20 protein-coding genes, 4 tRNA genes and 1 pseudogene are annotated in these 23,551 nt (G+C 64.1%); 14 read left to right on the top strand and 11 right to left on the bottom strand.

Annotated elements, in window-relative coordinates; genetic code table 11:
• Positions 1-11 precede the first annotated feature (11 nt).
• The 3 genes from PRtIB026_RS12140 to PRtIB026_RS12150 all read right to left on the bottom strand — a co-directional run bounded on the left by PRtIB026_RS12140 (position 12) and on the right by PRtIB026_RS12150 (position 2,618).
• Positions 12-713 (bottom strand): FadR/GntR family transcriptional regulator, encoded by a 702-nt coding sequence (locus PRtIB026_RS12140; RefSeq protein ID WP_203647390.1) that lies wholly within the window; start codon positions 711-713, stop codon positions 12-14.
• A gap of 70 nt (positions 714-783) precedes the next feature.
• Positions 784-2,094 carry a C4-dicarboxylate transporter DctA gene (locus PRtIB026_RS12145; protein ID WP_110738147.1) on the bottom strand — a complete coding sequence of 437 codons (1,311 nt, stop codon included), beginning with the start codon at positions 2,092-2,094 and terminating at the stop codon, positions 784-786.
• A gap of 209 nt (positions 2,095-2,303) precedes the next feature.
• Positions 2,304-2,618 carry a helix-turn-helix domain-containing protein gene (locus tag PRtIB026_RS12150; protein WP_203647389.1) on the bottom strand — a complete coding sequence of 105 codons (315 nt, stop codon included), beginning with the start codon at positions 2,616-2,618 and terminating at the stop codon, positions 2,304-2,306.
• A 243-nt stretch (positions 2,619-2,861) separates the two neighbouring features.
• Here PRtIB026_RS12150 and PRtIB026_RS26645 point away from each other — a divergent pair.
• From PRtIB026_RS26645 to PRtIB026_RS12160, 3 genes and pseudogenes are all read left to right on the top strand, one after another.
• Positions 2,862-3,176, top strand: a pseudogene (locus PRtIB026_RS26645) (PAS domain-containing protein); the annotation flags it as partial.
• 174 nt (positions 3,177-3,350) lie between these two features.
• Positions 3,351-4,460, top strand: coding sequence for a methyl-accepting chemotaxis protein (locus PRtIB026_RS12155; protein ID WP_420713663.1), 1,110 nt, complete (start codon positions 3,351-3,353; stop codon positions 4,458-4,460).
• A 12-nt stretch (positions 4,461-4,472) separates the two neighbouring features.
• Positions 4,473-6,155 carry a putative bifunctional diguanylate cyclase/phosphodiesterase gene (locus PRtIB026_RS12160; RefSeq protein WP_203647387.1) on the top strand — a complete coding sequence of 561 codons (1,683 nt, stop codon included), beginning with the start codon at positions 4,473-4,475 and terminating at the stop codon, positions 6,153-6,155.
• Between the two features lie 194 nt (positions 6,156-6,349).
• Here PRtIB026_RS12160 and PRtIB026_RS12165 read toward each other — a convergent pair whose 3' ends face one another.
• The 8 genes from PRtIB026_RS12165 to folD form a co-directional block, all read right to left on the bottom strand.
• A complete protein-coding gene (locus PRtIB026_RS12165; protein WP_050705041.1) occupies positions 6,350-6,841 on the bottom strand; it encodes an Lrp/AsnC family transcriptional regulator in 492 nt (163 codons plus the stop codon).
• A 13-nt stretch (positions 6,842-6,854) separates the two neighbouring features.
• The gene (locus tag PRtIB026_RS12170; RefSeq protein WP_244670914.1) at positions 6,855-7,667 is read right to left on the bottom strand and encodes an ABC transporter ATP-binding protein; all 813 of its coding nucleotides are present in this window, start codon (positions 7,665-7,667) and stop codon (positions 6,855-6,857) included.
• Positions 7,668-7,671: 4 nt separating this feature from the next.
• The gene (locus PRtIB026_RS12175; protein WP_050705042.1) at positions 7,672-8,385 is read right to left on the bottom strand and encodes an ABC transporter permease; all 714 of its coding nucleotides are present in this window, start codon (positions 8,383-8,385) and stop codon (positions 7,672-7,674) included.
• Entirely contained in the window at positions 8,382-9,089 is a 708-nt protein-coding gene (locus PRtIB026_RS12180) for an ABC transporter permease (RefSeq protein ID WP_096049810.1), read from the bottom strand. The genes PRtIB026_RS12175 and PRtIB026_RS12180 overlap by 4 nt, the downstream gene beginning before the upstream one ends.
• A gap of 118 nt (positions 9,090-9,207) precedes the next feature.
• Positions 9,208-9,990 carry an ABC transporter substrate-binding protein gene (locus PRtIB026_RS12185; protein ID WP_420713645.1) on the bottom strand — a complete coding sequence of 261 codons (783 nt, stop codon included), beginning with the start codon at positions 9,988-9,990 and terminating at the stop codon, positions 9,208-9,210.
• A 390-nt stretch (positions 9,991-10,380) separates the two neighbouring features.
• Positions 10,381-11,427 (bottom strand): ornithine cyclodeaminase, encoded by a 1,047-nt coding sequence (locus PRtIB026_RS12190; RefSeq protein WP_203647385.1) that lies wholly within the window; start codon positions 11,425-11,427, stop codon positions 10,381-10,383.
• Between the two features lie 19 nt (positions 11,428-11,446).
• Complete coding sequence (gene ctlX / locus PRtIB026_RS12195) at positions 11,447-12,364, bottom strand: citrulline utilization hydrolase CtlX (protein WP_203647384.1); 918 nt, start codon at positions 12,362-12,364, stop codon at positions 11,447-11,449.
• Between the two features lie 301 nt (positions 12,365-12,665).
• A complete protein-coding gene (gene folD, locus PRtIB026_RS12200; RefSeq protein WP_050705047.1) occupies positions 12,666-13,520 on the bottom strand; it encodes a bifunctional methylenetetrahydrofolate dehydrogenase/methenyltetrahydrofolate cyclohydrolase FolD in 855 nt (284 codons plus the stop codon).
• Positions 13,521-13,775: 255 nt separating this feature from the next.
• Between folD and PRtIB026_RS12205 the strand changes: the two genes are divergently transcribed.
• The 11 genes from PRtIB026_RS12205 (at position 13,776) to PRtIB026_RS12255 (ending at position 23,371) form a co-directional block, all read left to right on the top strand.
• Positions 13,776-13,852: transfer RNA gene (locus PRtIB026_RS12205), tRNA-Arg, on the top strand.
• A gap of 35 nt (positions 13,853-13,887) precedes the next feature.
• Positions 13,888-13,963: transfer RNA gene (locus PRtIB026_RS12210), tRNA-His, on the top strand.
• A gap of 56 nt (positions 13,964-14,019) precedes the next feature.
• Positions 14,020-14,104 (top strand) — tRNA-Leu (locus PRtIB026_RS12215).
• 36 nt (positions 14,105-14,140) lie between these two features.
• Positions 14,141-14,216, top strand: a tRNA-His gene (locus tag PRtIB026_RS12220).
• A gap of 150 nt (positions 14,217-14,366) precedes the next feature.
• Positions 14,367-14,666, top strand: a complete 300-nt coding sequence (locus PRtIB026_RS12225) for a DUF6388 family protein (RefSeq protein WP_186716084.1) — start codon at positions 14,367-14,369, stop codon at positions 14,664-14,666.
• A 248-nt stretch (positions 14,667-14,914) separates the two neighbouring features.
• Complete coding sequence (tig, locus tag PRtIB026_RS12230; protein WP_203647383.1) at positions 14,915-16,228, top strand: trigger factor; 1,314 nt, start codon at positions 14,915-14,917, stop codon at positions 16,226-16,228.
• A 91-nt stretch (positions 16,229-16,319) separates the two neighbouring features.
• Entirely contained in the window at positions 16,320-16,961 is a 642-nt protein-coding gene (gene clpP / locus PRtIB026_RS12235; protein ID WP_043213484.1) for an ATP-dependent Clp endopeptidase proteolytic subunit ClpP, read from the top strand.
• Positions 16,962-17,069: 108 nt separating this feature from the next.
• Complete coding sequence (gene clpX, locus PRtIB026_RS12240; protein WP_050705049.1) at positions 17,070-18,353, top strand: ATP-dependent Clp protease ATP-binding subunit ClpX; 1,284 nt, start codon at positions 17,070-17,072, stop codon at positions 18,351-18,353.
• Between the two features lie 155 nt (positions 18,354-18,508).
• Positions 18,509-20,905, top strand: a complete 2,397-nt coding sequence (gene lon, locus PRtIB026_RS12245) for an endopeptidase La (RefSeq protein WP_203647382.1) — start codon at positions 18,509-18,511, stop codon at positions 20,903-20,905.
• A gap of 154 nt (positions 20,906-21,059) precedes the next feature.
• Positions 21,060-21,332 carry a nucleoid-associated protein HU-beta gene (hupB, locus tag PRtIB026_RS12250; protein ID WP_011533117.1) on the top strand — a complete coding sequence of 91 codons (273 nt, stop codon included), beginning with the start codon at positions 21,060-21,062 and terminating at the stop codon, positions 21,330-21,332.
• A gap of 179 nt (positions 21,333-21,511) precedes the next feature.
• Positions 21,512-23,371, top strand: coding sequence for a SurA N-terminal domain-containing protein (locus PRtIB026_RS12255; protein ID WP_203647381.1), 1,860 nt, complete (start codon positions 21,512-21,514; stop codon positions 23,369-23,371).
• The last annotated feature ends 180 nt before the right edge of the window (positions 23,372-23,551 follow it).

Genomic DNA, 23,551 nt, shown 5'->3' on the forward strand with positions numbered 1-23,551 from the left:
TCCTTCTTTATTCAGGTGCCTGGTTGGTCGTCCGGGATGTTCAGGGCGATGCCCATGCGCTGGCCCTCGGCAAGGATGTGCTGGCGCATCTGCTGGCTGGCCTTGGCGCTGTTGCGCTCGCGGATCGCGCGCACCACCGCTTCGTTCTCGCTCAGGCGCGCAGCCAGGTGCTCGGGCGAGTTGCGCAGCATGGCGGCGCTCTGCTTGAGGGCATTGCCGGTCTGCTGTACCACGCTCTGGAAGATCGGGTTGGTGGTCAGGGCGAACAGCGCCTCATGGAAGGCGATGTAGGCGTTGATGCCGGCCTCGCTGTCACCGGCATCGAGGGCTTCGCGCATGTCCATCAGGGTCAGGCGCAGCTGGCCGATGTCCTGGCTGCCGGCCGATTGCGCCACCAGCCCGGCGATGAAGGGTTCGAGGGTGTAGCGCAGCTCGAGCACATCGGCCAGGCTGGCCTCGGCGACGGTGTCCGCTTCCTGTGACTGGGCGGCGTCGGCATCCAGCACCAGCACGCCCTTGCCGGGCATCGAGCGCACCAGGCCCAGGGTTTCCAGGACGATCACCGCCTCGCGCAGGCTCGGTCGGCTGATCCCCAGTTGTTCGGCCAGCTCGCGCTGGCCGGGCAGCATGTCGCCGCTGCGCCACTGACCGCGGGCCAGGGCCTGGCGGAGTTTCTCCACCACTGAATTGACTACGGTCGAAGAGCTGATCACGGTTCGCTCCTTGGTTGACGCGGCATCTTTGCGCTTGGCCGGCCGGCGCTGGGCGCCGGCGGCCTTGGGCTTAGAATTCCTGTTGATGAGGTTGGCCCTGCTTGCGGGTGATCGGGGCAAAGCCAGGCTTGTTGGCCAGCACGTTGTGGGCGCGTTCCAGGTCGATGTCCTTTTCCCAGCGGGCAATGGCCACGGTGGCGACGCAGTTGCCGATCAGGTTGGTCAGCGCCCGGCCGATGCCCATGAACCAGTCCACGGCCAGTACCAGCACCAGGCCTACTACCGGGATCGCCGGTACCGCGGTGAGGGTGGCGGCGAGAATCACCAGGGCCGAGCCTGGGATGCCGTGGGCACCCTTGGAAGTCACCAGCGACACCAGAAGAATGGTCAGCAGGTCGGTCATCGCCAGTGGCGTGCCGGTGGCGTTGGCGATGAACACGATGGCCAGGGTCAGGTAGATGGAGAAGCCATCGAGGTTGAACGAGTAGCCGGTGGGGATCACCAGGCCGACGGTGGAACTGCCGATGCCCAGGTGCTCGAGCTTGCGCATCACCTGGGGCAGCACGGCGTCGGAGGAGGCGGTGCCGAGGACGATGGACAGCTCCTCGCGCAGGTACTTGATGAGCGGCAGCAGCCTCAGGCCCGACAGGCGCATCACCGTGCCGAGGATGATCAGCACGAAGCCGGCGCAGGTCAGGTAGAACAGCGCCACCAGGCCACCCAGGTGCTGCAGCGAGCTCAGGCCGTACTTGCTGGTGGTGAAGGCGATGGCGCCGAACACGCCGATCGGCGCCAGGCGCACGATCATGCCCATGATGCGGAAGATCACGTGGCTGAGCTCGTTGATCAGCCGCGAAATGCCCGAGGCCGACTCACCCACCAGGTTCAGCGCGCTGCCGAACAGCACCGAGAACAGCAGTACCTGGAGGATGTTGTTGTCGGCGAAGGCGCCCACCACCGAGGTGGGGATCAGGTCCATGAGGAAGGTGGTGGTGCCGTGGATGTGCGCACCGCGCTCGGCCAGGGCACCGGCGTCGGCACTGGACAGCTGGTCGAGGTGGATGTTGGCGCCGCTGCCGATGCCGGTGGAGAAGGCGAACACCAGGCCGATCACCAGGGCCAGGGTGGTCAGCACTTCGAAGTAGATCACCGATTTCAGGCCGATGCGCCCGACCTTCTTCAGGTCGCCGGCGCCGGAAATGCCGCTGACCACCACGCAGAACACGATCAGGCCGATGAGCATCTTGATCAGCTTGATGAAGCCGTCGCCCAGGGGTTTGAGTTGCAGGGACAGGTCGGGGAAGCTCAGGCCGCAGACAATGCCGAGGGCAAGGCCGAGCACAACCTGGAGGAAGATCGAACGCGAACACCATTTGAGCATGGGAGGAGTCTCTGGTCGGTGTCCTTGCCCCCCAAGCCACACGGAGCGAAAGAGCGCAGGACTTAATTATTGTGGTCTTACCGGTTTGTTCACTGCCGAGCCATAAAACGCCGATTTTTTTTACTTTGCAAGTGATTTCGGCCTTACCGGTCTGACCAGTTGTGGTGCAGTGACGGTGCTTCTGCTCTAGCGTGGTGCGCGGGGGGATTTCACGGCTTGGCCAGCACCTGATCGACGGCGGCGATCAGCTTGCCGAGGTCCTTGGGAGGGGCGTTGTGGATCACGCCGAAAAGGTAGGCGCGTTGTTCGTCTTCATCGTCAGGGTCGCTGAAGAACACTTTCGGCTTGATCCCCAGTGCCTCGGCGAAGCTCACCAGCGATTCGATGCTGGGGGTGTAGGTGCCGGTTTCGAAACGGCTGATGGTCTTGGGGTCGAAGCCGGTTCGCTCGCCCAGTTGCGCCTGAGTGAAGCCCGCCAGTTTGCGGTAGCGGCGCAGGGCTGGACCTAGACCTGTTCTCGTCATCGCTCAATTCCCATTTAGAATCAAGCACTTAACGATATATGTCGATATGGCGCAACGCCATGATTCGTCACCTTTATTTGCAAAATGTGATGGAATTCGTAGAATTCGCCGCTTTGATTGATCAGTCATTCAAGTAGTCGTCCAGGGCGATCCGGCCATTTGCCGGCCCGTGTGCAAGCGTTGTCGGACATTGGAACTGATCCAGGATGAACGGTTCCGGCGCCCCTGGCCTCCTGTCAGGCCATGCGTCGGGCCGTGTATGAATGGAGTCTCATCGTGCGTCTGAACCTGCCGGTCAATCCGGTCGAGCAAAGCTTTCCCGAGCACCAGCGGCTGATTTCGGCGACCGACACGGCCAGCCTGATCACCTACTGCAACGCCGAGTTCGCCGCCATCAGCGGCTACAGCCAGGACGAGCTGATCGGCAGCCCGCACAACCTGGTGCGCCACCCGGACATGCCCGAGGCGGTGTTCGAGCTGATGTGGCAGTACCTCAAGGCCGGCCGCAGCTGGATGGGCATCGTCAAGAACCGCTGCCGCAACGGCAACTTCTATTGGGTCAACGCCTACGTCACGCCGATGCTCGACAACGGCCAGGTGGTCGGCTACGAGTCGGTGCGCGTGCGCCCGACCCGCGAGCAGGTGGCCCGCGCCGAAGCCCTGTACGCCCGGCTGCGTGACGGCAAGGCGGCGCTGTCGCCGACCCGGCGCCTGGCCCTGCTGGGGCGGGCCATGGCGCTGCCGCTGCTGGCGGGGGCCGTGGCCATTGGCGCCAACCAGATCTTGCCTGAACTGCCCGCCCAGGGCCTGACCCTGGCGCTGTTCGCCGGTGTCGGCCTGTGGGCGCAAAGCCGTATGGGGCGCCACTTGCGGCGCATCGTTCAGGTTGCCGACAACACCTTCAGCGACCCGGTCGCGGCCTTGACCTACAGCGACCTGCCCGGTGCCGCCGGGCAGCTGGAGCTGATCCTGATCAGCGAGGAGGCGCGCCTGAAGACCGCGCTCACCCGCCTGAGCGACCTCGCCGCGCAGATGGCCGGCGCCGCCCAGGATGCCGGGCGGCTGTCGCGCAGCACCGAGTCGGCACTGCTCGAACAGCGTGCCGAAACCGATCTGACCGCCACCGCCATGACCGAGATGGCCGCCTCCATCGGCGAGGTCGCCGGCCACGTGCAACTGACTGCCGAGCAGGCGCACACCGCGCACCTGCTGGCCGGGCAGGGCAGCCAGGTGGCCGACGCCAGCGGCGCGGCGATCCAGAGCCTGGCCGGCACGGTCGGGCAGATCAACCAGGCGGTCAACGAGCTGGCCGGTCAGACCGGCGCCATTGCCGAGGCAGCCGGAATGATCCGCGCCATCGCCGAGCAGACCAACCTGCTGGCGCTCAACGCCGCCATCGAAGCGGCCCGCGCCGGCGAGCAGGGGCGCGGCTTCGCGGTGGTCGCCGACGAGGTGCGCGCCCTGGCCGACAAGACCCGCCAGTCGACCCTGCATATCCAGTCGATCATCGACAGCCTGCGCGGCGGTGCCGAGCAGGCGGTGAGCATCGCCAGCCAAGGCCTGGAAGGCGCGCAGCAGGGCGTGACCCAGGTCGCCCTGACCCGGGAGGCCCTGCAGGGCATCCAGCACGCGCTGCAGCGCATCAGCGACATGAGCCAGCAGATGGCCGCGGCCTCGCAGGAGCAGTCCAGCGTGGCCGAGGATGTCTCGCGGCAGATCAACGGCGTGGCCGGCACGGTGCAGCAGAGCGCCCGCCGCGCCAATGCCGCCGCCGTGCGCGGCGCGGAACTGGAGCAAGTGTGCGCCGGGCTGCGCGCCCTGGTGGAGCGCTTCAACCGCTAGGTTGCGAGGCTTATGGACGACAACTACCGCGCGGCCGTCGATGCGGCCGCGATCTTTTCCGAGACCGACCTGCGCGGCTGCATCACCTACGTCAACCAGCAGTTCTGCAGCATCTCCGGTTACAGCCGCGAGGAACTGCTGGGGGCCAACCACCGCATCCTCAATTCCGGGTTGCACGAACCGACCTTCTTCCTCGAGATGTGGCGCGCCCTGGCCGCTGGCCGGGTGTGGAAGGGCGAGATCTGCAACCGCGCCAAGGACGGCTCGCTGTACTGGGTGGACAGCACCATGGTGCCGCTGATCGACCCGCACACCGGCCAGGTGCGCAAGTACGTGTCGATCCGCTTCGACGTGACCGAGAAGCGCCAGTTGCTGCACACCCTGCAGTGGCGGGTGGGGCATGACGTTTTGACCGGCCTGCCGAATCGCGCCTACCTGTCCGACCTGCTCAACCAGGCCTTGGCGTTCTCCCGCCGGGAGAGTATTCCGTTGGCGGTGTGCATGCTCGACCTGGATGGCTTCAAGGCGGTCAACGACGGCTACGGCCATGCCACCGGCGACCTGCTGCTGGTGGAGGTCGCCCGGCGTCTGCAGCACATCCTGCGCGGTGGCGATGCGGTGGCGCGCCTGTCGGGCGACGAGTTCGTGCTGATCCTGCGCCATATCGAAGGCCCGCAGCAGTTGCATGCCGCGTTGCAGCGCATTCTCCAGGCGCTGGCCGCGCCCTATGTGGTGCGCGAGCAGTCGTTGAGCCTGAGCGCGAGCATCGGCGTGACGCTGTTCCCGCAGGATGACGAGGACGCCGACACCCTGGTGCGCCATGCCGACCAGGCCATGTACGTGGCCAAGCAGCGCGGGCGCAACCGCTACCACCTGTTCGACGTGTCCCAGGAGCTTGAGCTCAAGGCCACCCACCAGACCGTGGCGCGGGTGCGCCAGGCCCTGCGCCAGGGCGAACTGTGCCTGCACTACCAGCCCAAGGTGAACATGCGCAGCGGTCAGGTGATCGGTTTCGAAGCCTTGTTGCGCTGGATGCATCCGTCCAAGGGGCCGGTGCCGCCGGGGGAGTTTTTGCCCTTCGTGGAGCAGACCGACCTGATCGTCGAGCTGGGCGAGTGGGTCATCGACCAGGCCCTGACCCAGTTGCAGCAGTGGCAGCTGTCCGGGCGAGACTGGTCACTGAGCGTCAACATCGCCGCCCGCCAGCTGCAACGCGGCGACTTCGCCCAGCGCCTTGAGCGCCTGCTGGCGCGTCATCCCGGAGTGTCGCCGGGGCGCCTGGACCTTGAAATCGTCGAGTCGGTGGCGATCGACAACCTGCCGCGGGTCGGCCGTTGCCTCGATGCCTGCCGAGCCCTGGGTGTGCGTTTTTCCCTGGACGACTTCGGCACCGGCTACTCCTCGCTGAGCTACCTCAAGCGCCTGCCGGCGCAGACCATCAAGATCGACAAGTCCTTCGTGCGCGACATCCTCCATGACCATGACGACCTGGCCCTGACCGGTGCGGTGATTGGCCTGGCGCGGGCGTTCGGCCGTGAAGTGGTGGCCGAGGGCGTGGAGACTGTCGAGCACGGGCGGCTGCTGATGGAGCTGGGCTGCGAGCTGGCGCAGGGCTACGGCATCGCCCGGCCGATGCCGGTGGAGGCGGTGGCGCAGTGGGTGCTGGACTACCGGCAGCCCCAGGCGTGGCGCTGAGGGCCGGCGGGGGGGAACTCGTGGGAGCGGCGGTGCGCCGATGCGACTTGCCCCGCGATCACAGGCGAGGCCTTATCGCGGGGCAAGTCGCATCGGCGCACCGCCGCTCCCACGCTGATGATTTGCAACTCCGTTGCCTGCGTGACCGCCCAGCCTGAAGAACTGGGAAGTCTCTTGTAGGAGCAATGGAGCGTTCACGCCTGCGGCGCTGTGCTTTTCACCGCCGCCAGCTCCGGATGCGCCACCAGCTTGTCGATATGCAGCTCGTCGTTGTTCATCCAGGTCTCGGTCAACACCCGGTAGTGCTCCATGTCGCGGCAGCGCATGCGCAGGCTGTAGTCGAAATGCCCGCTGATCAGCTGGCACTCGTAGACCTGCGGGCAGGCGCGCACGGTGGCCTCGAAGGCCCGCTGCGCCGAGCGCCCGCTCTGGTTGGACAACGCCACCAGCACCAGCAACGACAACCCGGGGGAGACCTGCTGCAGGTCGATGATGGCCCCGTAACCGCGGATCACCCCGCGCCGCTCCAGCTTGCGCACCCGTTCCAGGCAGGGCCTGGGGGTCAGGTGCACGAGGGTGGAGAGCTTCTCGTAGGTGATCCTTCCTTGGTGTCGCAGCACGTCGATGATCGCTTCGTCGATGCGATCCAGCGGTGCGGCGGCGGGGGTGATGGCCTTGGTATCCATATGCGGCGTGACTTCACTTCAGACGATTGGAGAGGAACTGCCGCAGGCGCTCGCTCTGTGGCCGGTCGAGGATCTCGGCGCTGCCGCTTTCCTCGACCAGGCCCTGGTGCAGGAACAGCACCTGGCTCGACACCTGGCGGGCGAACCCCATTTCATGGGTGACCATGAGCATGGTACGTCCTTCCTCGGCGAGCGTCTGTATCACCTTGAGCACTTCGCCGACCAGCTCGGGGTCCAGTGCCGAGGTGGGCTCGTCGAACAGGATGATTTCCGGCTCCATCGCCAGCGCCCGGGCGATGGCCACGCGCTGTTGCTGGCCGCCGGAGAGAAACGCCGGGTACTGGTCGGCGGCGCGGGCCGGCAGGCCGACCTTGTCCAGGTACTTGCGCGCCCGCGCCTCGGCTTCGCCGGCGCTGATGCCCAGCACCTTGCGCGGCGCCAGGCAGATGTTCTCCAGCACCGTCAGATGGCTCCACAGGTTGAAGTGCTGGAACACCATGGCCAGGCGCGTGCGCAGGTTTTGCAGCTGGGCCGCTGGCGGGGTGCCCTTGCTCAGGTCGAGGGTCTGGCCGTCGAGGGTGATGCTGCCGGCGTTGGGCTTTTCGAGGAAGTTGATGCAGCGCAGGAAGGTGCTCTTGCCCGAGCCGCTGGCGCCGATCAGGCTGATCACGTCGCCCTTGCGCGCCTGCAGCGAGACGCCCTTGAGCACCTGGTGCTCGCCGTAGTGCTTGTGCAGGCCGTCGACGCTGAGCTTGAGGGTGCCGGCATGGGCACGCGCCAAGGGGGCCTGTTCGAAGGTGGTGAGTGGCAGTGCGGTAGCGGTCATGGGTTCAGCCTCGTACAGGGTCAAGGAAGCGCATCCAGCGACGTTCGGCCACGCGGAACAGGCCGACCAGGGCGAAGGACAGCAGCATGTACAGCAGGGCGGCGACGCCGAAGGCCTGGAAGGTCAGGAAGGTCGCGGCGTTGGCGTCGCGGGCCACCTTGAGGATGTCGGCGACGGTGGCGGTGAAGGCCAGCGAGGTGGCGTGCAGCATCAGGATCAGCTCGTTGCTGTAGGCCGGCAGCGAGCGGCGCAGGGCCGCCGGCAACACCAGGAACAGGTTGAGCCTCCAGCCGCGCAGGCCGTAGGCCTGGGCCGCTTCCAGTTCGCCGGCGGGCAGGTTGCGGATGGCCCCGGCGAAGATCTCCACGGTGTAGGCGCAGGTGTTGAGCACAAAGGCCAGCAGGGTGCAGTTGAGCGCGTTGCGGAAAAACTGGTCGAGCAGGGCATGCTCGCGCACCACCTGCAGGCCGTAGAGCCCGGTGTAGCAGATCAGCAGCTGGATATAGAGCGGCGTGCCGCGGAACACGAAGGTGTACAGCTGCACCGGCAGGCGCAGCCAGGCGTGGCGCGAGGTGCGTGCCAGGGCCAGGGGCAGCGACAGGGCGAAGCCCAGCACCATGCTGGCCAGGAACAGCCAGAGGGTCATGGCCAGGCCCGACAGGCCGCTGCCGTCGTGGTACAGGTAGGCCAGGCCGTATTCCTGAAGGAGTTCGATCATCGCGCCAGCTCCTTGATGCCGATGTTGTAGCGCCGCTCCAGGTGCTTGAGCAGGCGGTTGGACAGGGTGGTGATGGCCAGGTACACCAGGCCCGCCAGGCACAGGAAGAACAACACGTCGTTGGTGCTCTTGCCGGCGTTCTGCGCGGCCTTGACCAGGTCGGCCAGGCCGATGATCGACACCAGCGCGGTGGACTTGAGCAGCACCAGCCAGTTGTTGCCCAGCCCCGGCAGGGCAAAGCGCATCAGTTGCGGGAACAGCACCAGCCGAAACCGCTGTGCCCGGCTCAGGCCGTAGGCAGTGGCGGCCTCCAGCTGGCCGGCGGGCACGCTGAGGATGGCGCCGCGAAAGTTCTCGGTGAAGTACGCGCCATAGATGAAGCCCAGGGTGATGACCCCGGCGCCGAACGGGTCGATCTCGACATAGTCCCAGCCCAGCGCCTCGGTCAGGTCGTTGAGCCAGATCTGCATGCTGTAGAAGATCAGCAGGATCAGCACCAGGTCCGGGACGCTGCGGATCAGCGTGGTGTACAGGGTGGCTGGCAGGCGCAGCAGCCGGGATCGCGACAGCTTGGCGCTGGCGCCGATCAGGCCGAGCGCGAGGCTCAGCGCCAGCGACAGCAGGGCCAGCTTGACGGTCATCCAGGTGCCTTGGGCCAGCAGCGGGCCGAAGCCTTGCAGGCCGCTTGTGAGGAAGTCGTGCATGACGGGGATCTCGCGGTGGTTTCTTCGCGGGTGAACCCGCTCCCACAGGATGTGTGCAGGCCGAACGCTGGTGGTTACCTGTGGGAGCGGGCTTGCCCGCGAAGAGGCCGGTGGGAACTCACTCGTTATAGATATCCAGGTCGCCGACGTACTTCTTCTGGATCTCGGCATAGGTGCCGTCGGCGTGGATCATGGCGATGCCCTTGTCGAGCAGGGCCTTGAGCTCGGGGTCGGTCTTGCGCAGGCCCATGGCGATGTCCAGCGGCAGGGTCGGGTCCTTGATCGCCGGGCCACTCCTGAAGTCGGCGCCTTCGGGCTTGGAAAGGAAATTCAGCTGGGCTTCGAGCTTGTCGGTGACGGTGGCGTCGAGGCGGCCGTTGAGCAGGTCGGCGTAGTTCTGGTCCTGGCCCTGGTAGGCCTTGACCTGCGCGCCCAACGGCGCCAGCACGGCACGGGCGTAGGCCTCCTGCAGCGAGCCCTGGAGCACGCCGACCTGCTTGCCCTTGAGCGATTCGGCGCTGTCGCCGAAGTCGGCCGACTTGCGCACGATCACCGAGGTGGGGCTGAGGAACAGCCGGTCGCTGAAATCGATCTGCTTCAGCCGTGCCGGGGTGACGGCCATCGACGACATGATGGCGTCGAACTTGCGGGCGCGCAGGGCGGGGATCATGCCGTCGAATTCGTTGTGCACCCAGGTGCACTTGACCTGCAGCTTGGCGCAGATGGCATTGCCCAGGTCGATGTCGAAGCCCTGCAGGCTGCCATCGGCGGCGACGGATTCGAACGGCGGGTATTCGGGGAAGACGCCGAAGCGGATTTCGGTCCACTCCTTGGCCTGGGTGAGGGTGGTGGCGCACAACGAGAACAGCAGCACGCCGAGGCGTTTTCGCATGGAGGGCATGGTCTTGGGTCCCTGGGTGTTGTTATTGGTAGTAGGGCGATTAGCGCGTACAGGTCCGTCGGTGACTCATGGGTCGGGCTCAGAATGCGCGAGATAGACAGGTTTTTTGTGTCGTTTGCCTGCACGTGGGCTGCCGGATTCGGCTGTAAAGATTCTTTTTGCAGCCGAATCGGCTGTTCCGACAAAGATTTACGGAAGTGCGACAGCGGTTTCTGTCAGGTCGAGCGACCGTCATGCTTGTCGGTCGCGGTGTACGCGGTCCCCTGTAGGAGCGGCCTTGTGCCGCGAAAGGGCTGCGCAGCGGCCCCAGATATCAGCTTCGACGCACAGATTGCCGGGGCCGCTTTGCGGCCCTTTCGCGGCACAAGGCCGCTCCTACAGGGGGGGCTGTCAGGCGGCGCTGGCCTTGCGTTGCGCCGCTTTCGGCTGCAGCAGGGCAAACAGGTCCTTCGGATTCTCCAGCTGCGGCACCAGCGCGATGTCGCGCCCGATGTCCAGCGCCCTGGCCACATCCAGCACATAGCGCAGCGCCGAGTAGTCCTCCAGGGCGAAGCCGACCGAGTCGAACAGCGTCACCTGCGCGGCACTCTCACGGCCGGCGGCGATCCCCTCGACCACCTGCCAGAACTCGGTGGTCGGCGAGTCCGCCGGCATCTGCTGGATCTCGCCCTCGATCCGGCTCTGCGGTTCGTACTCGACGATCACCCGCGCCCGCTCGACGATGTCGCAGTGCAGCTCGGTCTTGCCCGGGCAGTCGCCGCCCACGGCATTGAGGTGCATGCCCGGCTCGATCATCTGCGGGGTGAGGATGGTGGCGTAGGCCTTGTCGGCGGTGACCGTGGTGACGATGTCGGCGCCGCGCACCGCCTCGGTCACACTGCCGGCAATCATCAGCTTAAGCTGCGGGAAACCGGCCAGGTTGGCCGCCAGTTTCTCCGAGGCCTTGCGGTCGATATCGAACAGACGGATCTCCTCGATGCCGAGCAAGGTATGGAACGCGATGGCCTGGAATTCGCTCTGCGAGCCGTTGCCGATCAGCGCCATGCGTTTGCTGTCCGGGCGCGCCAGGTAGCGGGCGGCCAGGGCCGAGGTGGCGGCGGTGCGGATGGCGGTGGTCAGGGTCATCTCGCTGAGCAGCACCGGCGCGCCGGTGTCGACATCGCCCAGGGCGCCGAAGGCCATCACTGTGAGCAGCCCATTGTGGGTGTTCTTCGGGTGGCCGTTGACGTACTTGAAGGCGTACAGGTTGGCGTCGGACACCGGCATCAGTTCGATCACCCCGTCCGCCGAGTGGTTGGCCAGGCGCGGGCATTTCTCGAAGTCGTGCCAGCGCAGGTAGTCCTGGCGGATGTACTCGGCCATCTCGGCCAGGCAGGTGGGCAATCCCTTGCGGTTGACCAGGTGGGCGAGGTCGTGCACGTCGATGTAGCGGGTCATGATGATTCTCCTTGTCGAGTCAGTGGCGCGAGGGCAGGTGGACTTCGGCGAGCATGCAGCGAGCGCTGCCGCCACCGATGCGTTCGATATGGTCGATGTTCACCACCAATGGGTGGCTGTGCCGCTCGACCTGGCGGCGCTGGTCGGTGTCGAGCGCCTTCCAGGCGCTGCGCGACATGACCAGCAGGGAGCGGCCGTCGCGGTCGTGGACTTCGAGCATGTTGCCGGCGAAGTTCTCCAACTGGTCGAAGTTCAGCGCCAGCACCTGCTTGCCGGTGTCGCGCAGCGAATGCTCCAGGGTGCGGCGTTCATCGGGGTGGGGCAGAGCGTCGAGGCAGGCCACGGCGAGCTGGCGGCCGACGTTCATCATCACGTTGCTGTGGTAGATCGGCGCCTGGCGGCGGTCCATGGCGTTGAACAGGCACAGGCGGTAGTCCAGGCGCTCGGCGAACTGGCGCAGGGCGCGTTCGTGGGTGCGCCCGGAGTGGCAGGCGTAGCTGATGCGGTGCTCGCGGTCCAGAACCATGCTGCCGGTGCCTTCGAGGAACAGATTCTGCTGTTCCAGCGGACTCAGGTCGATGGTGCGCTGGATGGCGAAGCGCTCCTGCAGCACGCCCAGTACGCCCTTGCTGCGCTCCAGGCGGCGGTTCTCGCCCTCCATCGGGTACAGCACCAGGCTGCCATCGGCGTGGCTGCTCCACCAGTTGTTGGGGAAGATCGAGTCGGGGGTATGGGGTTCGGGGGTGTCCTGCACCACCAGCACATCGACGCCGTGCTGGCGCAGGGTGTCGACGTAGCCGTCGAACTCTTCCAGGGCCTTTTCGCTGGCGGCCTGCGGGTCCGGCGGCGCCTGCTGGAAGCGGTTGTTGGCGGCGGTGTCGGGGTTGAAGGCGAACCGCGCCGGGCGAATCATGAGGACGGTATTTGTTGTTTGCATTGGGCACGCATCCACGGGTGGGCTGTGTGACCATTGTGTGGTGGTTTGCGGTGAAATCCCGGCTGAAGCGGAAGGGGCGGGCAGCGGGTCCAGCTGAAATGGCTCGCTTGGCAGCGGAATCGGCTGATGTCGCAGAAAAGGTCGCCATACTCGTGGGAGCGGGCTTGCCCCGCGATGGCGTCGGCAGATCCATCGCTATCGCGGGGCAAGTCGGGTCGCCGCATCGCCGCTCCCACGAGGATGAAGTGCACAAACGAAAACGGCGCCTCGAGAGGCGCCGTTGCGTCATTGCCGGAACATCCTACTTGTGCAGCTCTTCAGCCGCATACAGGGTGTTCTCCAGCAGGCAGGCGCGGGTCATCGGGCCCACGCCGCCCGGCACTGGGGTGATCCAGCCGGCGCGGGGCAGGGCAGTCTCGTAGACCACGTCGCCGACCAGCTTGCCGTCGTCCTGGCGGTTGATGCCGACGTCGATGACGATGGCGCCTTCCTTGACCCACTCACCCTTGACCAGGCCCGGCTTGCCGGCGGCGACCACCACCAGGTCGGCGCGGCCGACGTGGCCGGCCAGGTCCTTGGTGAAGCGGTGGCAGACGGTGACGGTGCAGCCGGCCAGCAGCAGCTCCATGGCCATCGGCCGGCCGACGATGTTGGACGCGCCGACGATCACCGCGTTCATGCCGTACAGGTCCTGGCCGGTGCTGTGCAGCAGGGTCATGATGCCCTTCGGCGTGCACGGGCGCAGCAGCGGGATGCGCTGGGCCAGGCGGCCGATGTTGTAGGGGTGGAAACCGTCCACGTCCTTGTCCGGGCGGATGCGCTCGAGCAGCAGGGAGGCGTCCAGGTGCTCGGGCAGCGGCAACTGCAGCAGGATACCGTCGACGGCCGGGTCATCGTTGAGGCGATCGATCAGGTCGGTCAGGGCTTGCTGCGTGGTCTCGCTGGGCAGGTCGAACGCCTGGGAGATGAAGCCGACCTCTTCGCAGTCCTTGCGCTTGTGCGAGACATAGACTTGGGAGGCCGGGTCGGTACCGACCAGGATCACCGCCAGGCCTGGCGTGCGCAGGCCCTGCTGGCGACGCTCGGCGACACGTTGGGCGATCTGCTGGCGCAGGTTGGCGGCGATCGCCTTGCCATCGATTAGGTGTGCAGTCATAGACGCGTGATTAACCATCGAGAAGGGAACATATATAAGAAGCGCGCATTCTCGCACGACACGGCCCAAGGGCAAAGGCGGGTGGTCGGGCAAATCCCCTAACCCCTTCAATAATTTAAATTTTTTTGCGAAAGGTGTTGACGACCTGCGGGGTCGCCTATAAGATTCGCCGCACTTGTCGGGCACTGCCTGGCACGGGTTGGCAAAGTCGGGCAGAATAAGCGGTTCGTTTGTTCGGCTGGACTGTAAGCTTAAGCGCCCGTAGCTCAGCTGGATAGAGCATCCGCCTTCTAAGCGGATGGTCGCAGGTTCGAGTCCTGCCGGGTGCGCCATTAAGGCCTGGGCAAGTAAGCAGTACCGCAATATGGTGGGCGTAGCTCAGTTGGTAGAGCGCCGGATTGTGATTCCGGTTGTCGTGGGTTCGATTCCCATCGTCCACCCCAGATTCTGCAGGGGCGCCTCGATTGAATGATCCGGCGCCTTTGTTTTTGAGTTTCATGCGGACGTGGTGAAATTGGTAGACACACTGGATTTAGGTTCCAGCGGCGCAAGCTGTAAGAGTTCGAGTCTCTTCGTCCGCACCATGTTTCTGTAAGGCTGTACCGCAACACTGCATTATGGTGGGCGTAGCTCAGTTGGTAGAGCGCCGGATTGTGATTCCGGTTGTCGTGGGTTCGATTCCCATCGTCCACCCCATATTTGAAGAAGGCGCCCGGATCGGATGATCGGGCGCCTTTTTCGTTTCTGCCGTACGGCCCTCGTGGCTACTGGTGGCGGAGCGATAAAAGCTGATAGATTTCAGCCGGTTGAAGGGCTGGCCGAGATGCCGGCAGAGGAATAGCGCAGATGATCGCAAAAGAAGCGCGCCAGGCCCTGGCGCTGCAACGTTTCGCCGAGGCCAATCCGCAGCTGCTCGAAGAGGTCCGCGAGTTGGATGCTCGCGAGCAGGCCCAGCAGATCGAGTGGGCGTTCGAGGATGCGGCGCAGGAGCAGGGCGTCGAGCCCTGGGAGTATGCCTTGCAACTGATCGCCGAGTCGCCGGAGCAACTGCAGGCCATGCGCCTGGAGACGCATCGCGAGGTGGCCGAGGCGCTGGGCATGGCCTGGGAAGAATACTGCCAGTTCAACGACCTCGATCCGCAGTAAGGCGGACGATCGTTCTGGCTGTTGTTTGTTTGACAAGGTTTTACAACCGCGCACGCAACAAGGGCGTGCGCGGCCGTGAATGAAACAGGCTCGACGCCAAGGCGGGCGGGCCTTTCAAGGAAATCGACCGGCGCGGCTCGCCGACAATCCAGGTGGGGTGACTTCTGCTTGATGAGTCACTAGAATGTTTGCCCTTGATTCTGGAGTCGGGCTATCGCCGGCTAACGTCTGTGCAACGAGGAATATCCATGCAAGTTTCTGTTGAAAACACTTCCGCTCTCGAGCGCCGCATGACCATCGCCGTTCCGGCCGAGCGCGTCGAGAACGAAGTCAACAAGCGTCTGCAGCAGACTGCCAAGCGCGCCAAGGTTGCCGGCTTCCGTCCGGGCAAGGTGCCAATGAGCGTGATCCGCCAGCGTTTCGAAGCCGATGCCCGCCAAGAGGCTTTCGGTGACCTGGTCCAGGCTTCCTTCTACGAAGCCATCGTCGAGCAGAAGCTGAACCCGGCTGGCGCGCCTGCCGTCGAGCCGAAGTCGTTCGAGAAGGGCAAGGACCTCGAGTTCGTCGCCATCTTCGAAGTCTTCCCTGAATTCACCGTTGCCGGTTTCGAGTCGATCGCCGTCGAGCGCCTGAGCGCCGAAGTGGCTGACGCCGACCTGGACAACATGCTGGAAGTCCTGCGCAAGCAGAACACCCGTTTCGAGGCCGTCGAGCGCGCCGCTGCAAACGACGACCAGGTCAACATCGACTTCGTCGGCAAGATCGACGGTGAAGCCTTCGCCGGCGGTTCGGCCAAAGGCACCCAGCTGGTGCTGGGTTCCGGCCGCATGATCCCGGGCTTCGAAGACGGCCTGGTAGGCGCCAAGGCTGGTGAAGAGCGCGTGGTCAACGTGACCTTCCCAGAGGACTACCAGAACCTCGACCTGGCTGGTAAAGCCGCTGAGTTCACCATCACTGTCAACAGCGTATCGGCCCCTGTGCTGCCAGAGCTGAACGAAGCCTTCTTCGCCCAGTTCGGCATCAAGGAATCGACCCTGGAAGGCTTCCGCGCCGAAGTTCGCAAGAACATGGAGCGTGAGCTGCGCCAGGCCATCAAGGCCAAGGTCAAGAACCAGGTCATGGACGGTCTGCTGGCCGCCAACCCGGTCGACGTGCCGAAAGCCCTGCTGGAAAACGAAGTCAACCGTCTGCGCGTGCAGGCTGTCCAGCAGTTCGGTGGCAACATCAAGCCTGACCAACTGCCGGCCGAGCTGTTCGAAGAGCAAGCCAAGCGCCGCGTCGTGCTGGGCCTGATCGTCGCCGAAGTGGTCAAGCAGTTCGACCTGAAGCCGGACGAAGCCAAGGTTCGTGAAGTCATCGAAGAGATGGCCTCGGCCTACCAGGAGCCTGAGCAGGTCATCGCCTGGTACTACAAGAACGACCAGCAACTGAACGAAGTCCGTTCGGTTGTGCTGGAAGAGCAAGTTGTAGATACTGTCCTGCAGAAAGCGACTGTGACCGACAAATCGGTCTCGTACGAAGAAGCCGTCAAACCAGCACAGGCTGCTGCCGACGCTGAGTAACAGGCTACTCTCGTAGGAAACCCCCACAAGCCAGCCTTCGCGCTGGCTTGTGCGTATTCAAGCCATGACTATTTGGGAGCGAGTGCAGGACATGTCCCGCAATTCTTATATTCAGCAAAGCTCTGACATCCAGGCCGCAGGCGGTCTGGTCCCGATGGTTATCGAGCAGTCCGCCCGTGGCGAACGTGCCTACGACATCTATTCGCGCCTCCTGAAGGAGCGCGTGATCTTCCTGGTCGGCCCCGTAGAAGACTACATGGCCAACCTGGTGGTGGCGCAGTTGCTGTTCCTTGAGGCGGAAAACCCGGACAAGGATATCCATCTTTATATCAACTCCCCGGGCGGCTCGGTAACTGCCGGCATGTCGATCTACGACACCATGCAGTTCATCAAGCCGGACGTCTCGACCATCTGTATCGGCCAGGCCTGCAGCATGGGCGCTTTCCTGCTCGCGGCCGGTGCCGCCGGCAAGCGCCACTGCCTGCCAAACTCGCGGGTGATGATTCACCAGCCGTTGGGCGGCTTCCAGGGCCAGGCGACCGACATCGAAATCCACGCCCAGGAAATCCTCAACATCAAGGCGCGCCTGAACGAGCTGCTGGCCCACCACACCGGCCAGGACCTCGAGACCATCAAACGCGACACCGAGCGCGACAACTTCATGAGCGCCGCGCGCGCGGCCGAGTACGGCCTGATCGACTCGGTCTACGACAAGCGGCAACTGGCATCCTGAAGCAATGCGCCAGAGCGTTCGGGCGCTGATTGCGCCCGAGCGCGGACTTGAAAAAGCCAGCGATTGCCTTCATCTTGTGTTTCAAGCCTACCGGATTGGATCGATCGAATGACTGACACCCGTAACGGCGAGGACAACGGCAAATTGCTCTACTGCTCTTTCTGCGGCAAAAGCCAGCATGAAGTGCGTAAATTGATTGCCGGCCCCTCGGTATTTATTTGCGACGAGTGCGTCGACCTGTGCAATGACATCATCCGTGAGGAGGTGCAGGAAGCCCAGGCCGAGAGCAACGCGCACAAGTTACCCTCGCCGAAAGAAATCAGCGGAATCCTGGACCAGTACGTCATTGGTCAGGAGCGCGCGAAAAAGGTGCTGGCAGTAGCGGTGTACAACCACTACAAGCGCCTGAACCAGCGTGACAAGAAGGGCGACGAAGTCGAACTGGGCAAAAGCAACATCCTGCTGATCGGGCCGACCGGCTCGGGCAAGACGCTGCTCGCCGAGACGCTCGCGCGCCTGCTGAACGTACCGTTCACCATTGCCGACGCCACCACCCTGACCGAAGCCGGTTATGTCGGTGAGGACGTCGAGAACATCATTCAGAAACTGCTGCAGAAGTGCGACTACGACGTGGAAAAGGCCCAGATGGGCATTGTCTACATCGACGAGATCGACAAGATCTCGCGCAAGTCGGACAACCCGTCCATCACCCGTGATGTCTCGGGCGAGGGCGTGCAGCAGGCGTTGCTGAAGCTGATCGAAGGCACCGTGGCCTCCGTGCCGCCGCAAGGGGGCCGCAAGCACCCGCAACAGGAGTTCCTGCAGGTCGATACCCGCAATATCCTGTTCATTTGCGGTGGCGCCTTCTCGGGCCTGGAAAAGGTCATCCAGAACCGCTCGACCAAAGGCGGCATCGGCTTCAGTGCCGAAGTGCGCAGCAAGGAAGAGGGCAAGAAGGTCGGCGAGTCGCTGCGTGAGGTCGAGCCGGACGATCTGGTCAAGTTCGGCCTGATTCCGGAGTTTGTCGGCCGCTTGCCGGTGCTGGCGACCCTGGACGAGCTGGACGAGGCTGCGCTGATGCAGATCCTCACCGAGCCGAAGAACGCGCTGACCAAGCAGTACGCCAGGCTGTTCGAGATGGAAGACGTCGACCTCGAGTTCCGCAGCGATGCGCTCAAGGCCGTGGCACGCAAGGCTCTGGAGCGCAAGACTGGCGCCCGCGGCCTGCGTTCGATTCTCGAGGGCGTGCTGCTCGACACCATGTATGAGATTCCTTCGCAGAAGGATGTCAGTAAGGTGGTGATCGACGAGAGCGTCATCGAAGGCTCGTCGCAGCCGCTGCTCATCTACGAGAACAGCGAGCCGCAAGCCAAGGCCGCCCCCGACGCCTGATCGGGCAAGGGGCAGCAAGCAAGAAGGGGCCTTTCAGGCCCCTTTTTGCATTTCATGGCCTGGGCGCTTGTAATTTCCCAGGGCTGCCCCCACATTAGCCCCAAGCACCATTTCCAACGGTTTCCGGCCACTAAGGCCGCTGTAGAGGCGAAATCATGAAGACCACCCTCGACTTGCCTCTTTTGCCATTGCGTGACGTCGTCGTCTATCCGCACATGGTCATCCCACTGTTCGTGGGGCGTGAGAAGTCTATCGAGGCCCTCGAGGCCGCGATGACGGGCGAGAAGCAGATCCTCCTGCTGGCCCAGAAGAATCCGGCCGACGATGATCCGGGCGAAGACGCCCTGTATCGCGTGGGCACCGTCGCCACCGTGCTGCAACTGCTCAAGCTGCCCGATGGCACCGTCAAGGTGCTGGTCGAGGGTGAGCAGCGCGGCGCCGTGGAGCGTTTCAACGAAGTCGACGGCCATATCCGCGCCGAAGTCAGCCTGATCGACGAAACCGAGACCGCCGAGCGCGAGTCCGAAGTGTTCGTGCGGACCTTGCTGTCGCAGTTCGAGCAGTACGTGCAGCTGGGCAAGAAGGTCCCCGCCGAAGTGTTGTCCTCGCTCAACAGCATCGAGGAGCCGGGTCGCCTGGTCGACACCATGGCCGCGCACATGGCGCTGAAGATCGAGCAGAAGCAGGAGATCCTCGAGATTGTCGACCTGCAGGCCCGCGTCGAGCACGTGCTGGCGCTGCTGGACGCCGAGATCGACCTGCTGCAGGTCGAGAAGCGTATCCGTGGCCGGGTCAAGAAGCAGATGGAGCGCAGTCAGCGCGAGTACTACCTGAATGAGCAGATGAAGGCCATTCAGAAGGAGCTCGGCGATGGCGACGAAGGCCACAACGAAGTCGAGGAGCTGAAAAAGCGCATCGACGCCGCCGGCCTGCCGAAAGACGCCCTGGCCAAGGCCCAGGCCGAGCTGAACAAGCTCAAGCAGATGTCGCCGATGTCGGCCGAGGCCACCGTGGTGCGTTCGTACCTCGACTGGCTGGTGCAGGTGCCGTGGAAGGCCCAGAGCAAGGTGCGCCTGGACCTGGCCAAGGCCGAGGAAATCCTCGATGCCGACCACTACGGCCTGGAAGAGGTCAAGGAACGCATCCTCGAGTACCTCGCCGTACAGAAGCGCGTGAAGAAGATCCGTGGTCCGGTGCTGTGCCTGGTCGGCCCGCCCGGCGTGGGCAAGACCTCGCTGGCCGAGTCGATCGCCGCCGCCACCAACCGCAAGTTCGTGCGCATGGCCCTGGGCGGCGTGCGTGACGAGGCTGAGATCCGTGGCCACCGTCGCACCTACATCGGTTCGATGCCCGGTCGTCTGATTCAGAAAATGACCAAGGTCGGTGTACGCAATCCGCTGTTCCTGCTCGACGAGATCGACAAGATGGGCAGCGACATGCGCGGCGATCCGGCCTCGGCGTTGCTGGAGGTGCTCGACCCCGAGCAGAACCACAACTTCAACGACCACTACCTGGAAGTCGACTACGACCTCTCGGACGTGATGTTCCTGTGCACCTCGAACTCGATGAACATCCCGCCGGCGCTGCTCGACCGCATGGAAGTCATCCGTCTGCCGGGTTACACCGAGGACGAGAAGATCAACATCGCGGTCAAGTACCTGGTGCCCAAGCAGGTCAAGGCCAACGGCCTGAAGAAGGACGAGCTGGAGGTCGATGTTTCGGCCATCCGCGATATCATCCGCTACTACACCCGCGAAGCCGGCGTGCGTGGCCTGGAGCGCCAGATCGCCAAGGTCTGCCGCAAGGTGGTCAAGGAGCACACCGGGGCCAAGCAGGTGAAGGTCAAGGTCAGCGGCGAGCAGCTCGAGCAGCTGCTGGGGGTGCGCAAGTTCCGCTACGGCCTGGCCGAGCAGCAGGACCAGATCGGCCAGGTCACGGGCCTGGCCTGGACCCAGGTGGGCGGCGAACTGCTGACCATCGAGGCCGTGGTCATCCCGGGCAAGGGCCAGTTGATCAAGACCGGCTCGCTCGGCGACGTCATGGTCGAGTCGATCACCGCCGCGCAGACGGTGGTGCGCAGCCGTGCCCAGAGCCTGGGGATCGCCGCAGACTTCCACGAGAAGCGCGACGTTCACATCCACATGCCCGAAGGCGCCACGCCCAAGGATGGCCCGAGCGCCGGTATCGGCATGTGCACCGCGCTGGTGTCGGCCCTGACCCAGATCCCGGTACGCGCCGACGTGGCGATGACCGGTGAGATCACCTTGCGCGGCCAGGTCCTGGCCATCGGTGGCCTCAAGGAAAAACTGCTGGCGGCACACCGCGGCGGGATCAAGACGGTGATCATTCCAGAGGAGAATGTTCGCGATCTGAAGGAGATTCCGGAAAATATCAAACAGGATCTTCAGATCAAACCGGTCAAATGGATTGACGAAGTCCTCCAAATTGCGCTGCAATACGCCCCGGAGCCCTTGCCAGATGTGGCTCCGGAGATTGTCGCGAAAGATGAGAAGCGCGACGGCGATGCTAAGGAAAGAATCAGCACGCACTAGTACGTATTTCGCTGGGGGGCTTTGGTTGACAGCATTTTCGGCCCCTTGCTATAAAACGGCACGCCAGTGTCAACAGGCCACCCAGCGCTCGTTTCATTAAGCTTTTCATTACATACTTAGAAACAAACTCAATAGAGAAATAAGGGGACTTAGAGTGAACAAGTCGGAACTGATTGACGCTATCGCCGCATCTGCTGACATCCCGAAAGCTGTAGCCGGCCGTGCGCTGGACGCAGTCATCGAATCCGTCACCGGCGCCCTGAAGCAAGGTGACGATGTGGTACTGGTTGGCTTCGGTACCTTCTCGGTCAAGGAGCGCGCCGAGCGCACCGGCCGCAACCCGCAAACCGGCAAGGCGATCAAGATCGCTGCCGCCAAGGTTCCAGGCTTCAAGGCTGGCAAGGGCCTGAAAGACGCCGTCAACTAAGTCGTCTTTCAGCCGGCCCGGCATCGTCAGGGCCGACCGCGTGACGGCGGGTCGCAAACGTTCCCGCTGGCACGCTCGCTTCGAAAAGGCGCATCCACTGGATGCGCCTTTCTTCTATCAGGATTCTACCCACGCTCCGCGGTTGTCGACGCAGTGGTACAGCCGTTTCTGGGGGACGCATGCTGCAGAATATCAGGGACAATTCACAAGGTTGGATTGCCAAGACCATCATCGGCCTAATCGTCGTGTTGATGGCGTTGACCGGCTTCGAGGCCATTTTCCAGGCCGCCAGCCATAGCCAGGACGCCGCCAAGGTGAACGGCCAGACCATCAGCCAGAACGAGCTGAGCCAGGCCGTGGACATGCAGCGCCGCCAGCTGATGCAACAGCTGGGCAAGGATTTCGACCCTGCGCTGCTGGACGAGAAGATGCTGCGCGAAGCAGCGCTCAAGGGGCTGATCGATCGCAAGCTGCTGTTGCAGGGTGCCGAAGACGCCAAGTTCGCTTTTTCCGAGGCCGCGCTGGATCAGCTGATCCTGCAGACGCCTGAATTCCAGGTCGATGGCAAGTTCAGCGCCGAGCGCTTCGACTCGGTCATCCGCCAGATGGGCTACGGCCGCATGCAGTTCCGCGAGATGCTCGCCCAGGAAATGCTGATCGGCCAGCTGCGCACCGGCCTTGCCGGCAGCAGCTTCGTCACCGACAAGCAGGTCGAGGCCTTCGCCCGCCTCGAGAAGCAGACCCGCGATTTCGCTTCACAGACCTTCAAGGCCGACCCGGCCGCGGTCAAGGTGAGCGATGACGAGGTCAAGGCGCACTACGACCAGCACGCCAAGGAATTCATGACCCCGGATCAGGTGGTCATCGACTACCTCGAGCTGAAGAAGTCGGCCTTCTTCGACCAGGTCAAGGTCGACGACGGCGAGCTCAAGGCCCTGTACGAGAAGGAGATCGCCAACCTGGGCGAGCAGCGCCATGCCGCGCACATCCTGATCGAGGTCAACGACAAGACCGACGATGCCAAGGCCAAGGCCCGCATCGAAGAGATCCAGCAGCGCCTGGACAAGGGTGAGGACTTCGCCAAGCTGGCCAAGGAATTCTCCCAGGATCCGGGTTCGGCCAACACCGGTGGCGACCTCGGCTTCGCCGGCCCTGGCGTGTACGACCCGGCCTTCGAGGACGCGCTGTACAAGCTGAACACGGATCAGGTGTCCGCACCGGTACGCACCGAGTTCGGCTACCACCTGATCAAGCTGCTGGGCGTGCAGGCGCCGGATGTGCCGAGCTTCGCCAGCCTGAAGGACAAGCTGACCCACGAGCTGAAGACCCAGCAGGTGGAGCAGCGCTTCGTCGAGGCCACCAAGCAGCTCGAGGACACCGCCTTCGAAGCCTCCGACCTGGCCCAGCCGGCCCAGGACCTGGGCCTGAAGGTGCACACTTCGGCGGCCTTCGGTCGCGAGGGCGGCGAAGGCATCACCGCCAACCGCGCGGTGATCCAGGCCGCGTTCGGCGAGCAGGTGCTGGAAGAGGGCGCCAACAGCAACGCCATCGAGCTGGATCCGGAGACCGTGGTGGTACTGCGCGTCAAGGAACACCGCAAGCCTGAGCAACTGCCGCTGGAGGCCGTGGCCAAGAACATCAGCGAGCACCTGGCCAAGGAGAAGGCGATTGCCGAACTCAAGGCCAAGGCCGACAAGCTGATCGCCGGTCTGCGTGAGGGTTCGGCCAAGGCCGAAGGCCAGGGCTGGAAAGTCCACGAAGCGGTCACCCGCGGCCAGGACGGTATCGACCCGGCCGAGCTGCAGGCGGTGTTCCGCCTCGGCAAGCCTGCGGCCAAGGACAAGCCGGTCTACGGCAGCGTGGTCCTGGGCGACGGCAGCCTGGTGGTCCTTCAGCTCAAGGGCGTCAACGAAGGCGCCGCCGCCACCGACGAAGAGAAAGCGCAGATCCGTCGCTACCTCGCTTCGCGTGCCGGTTCGCAGGACTTCGCGGCCTATCGCAAGCTGCTTGAAGGCAGTGCCGACATCACGCGCTACTGAGTGGTGCGCTGATCACGAAACAGGCCGCGTATGCGGCCTGTTTCGTTTCCGATGTTCGGAACGCTCTGCTGCCTCTTCTCTCTCCCTCTGTAGGAGCGGCCTTGTGCCGCGAAAGGGGCGCGAAGCGGCCCCAGGATTTCAGCGTTGACGCTGCAATCGCCGGGGCTGCTGCGCAGCCCT

It is taken from the genome of Pseudomonas sp. RtIB026 (assembly GCF_016861355.2).
GTDB lineage: Bacteria > Pseudomonadota > Gammaproteobacteria > Pseudomonadales > Pseudomonadaceae > Aquipseudomonas > Aquipseudomonas peradeniyensis.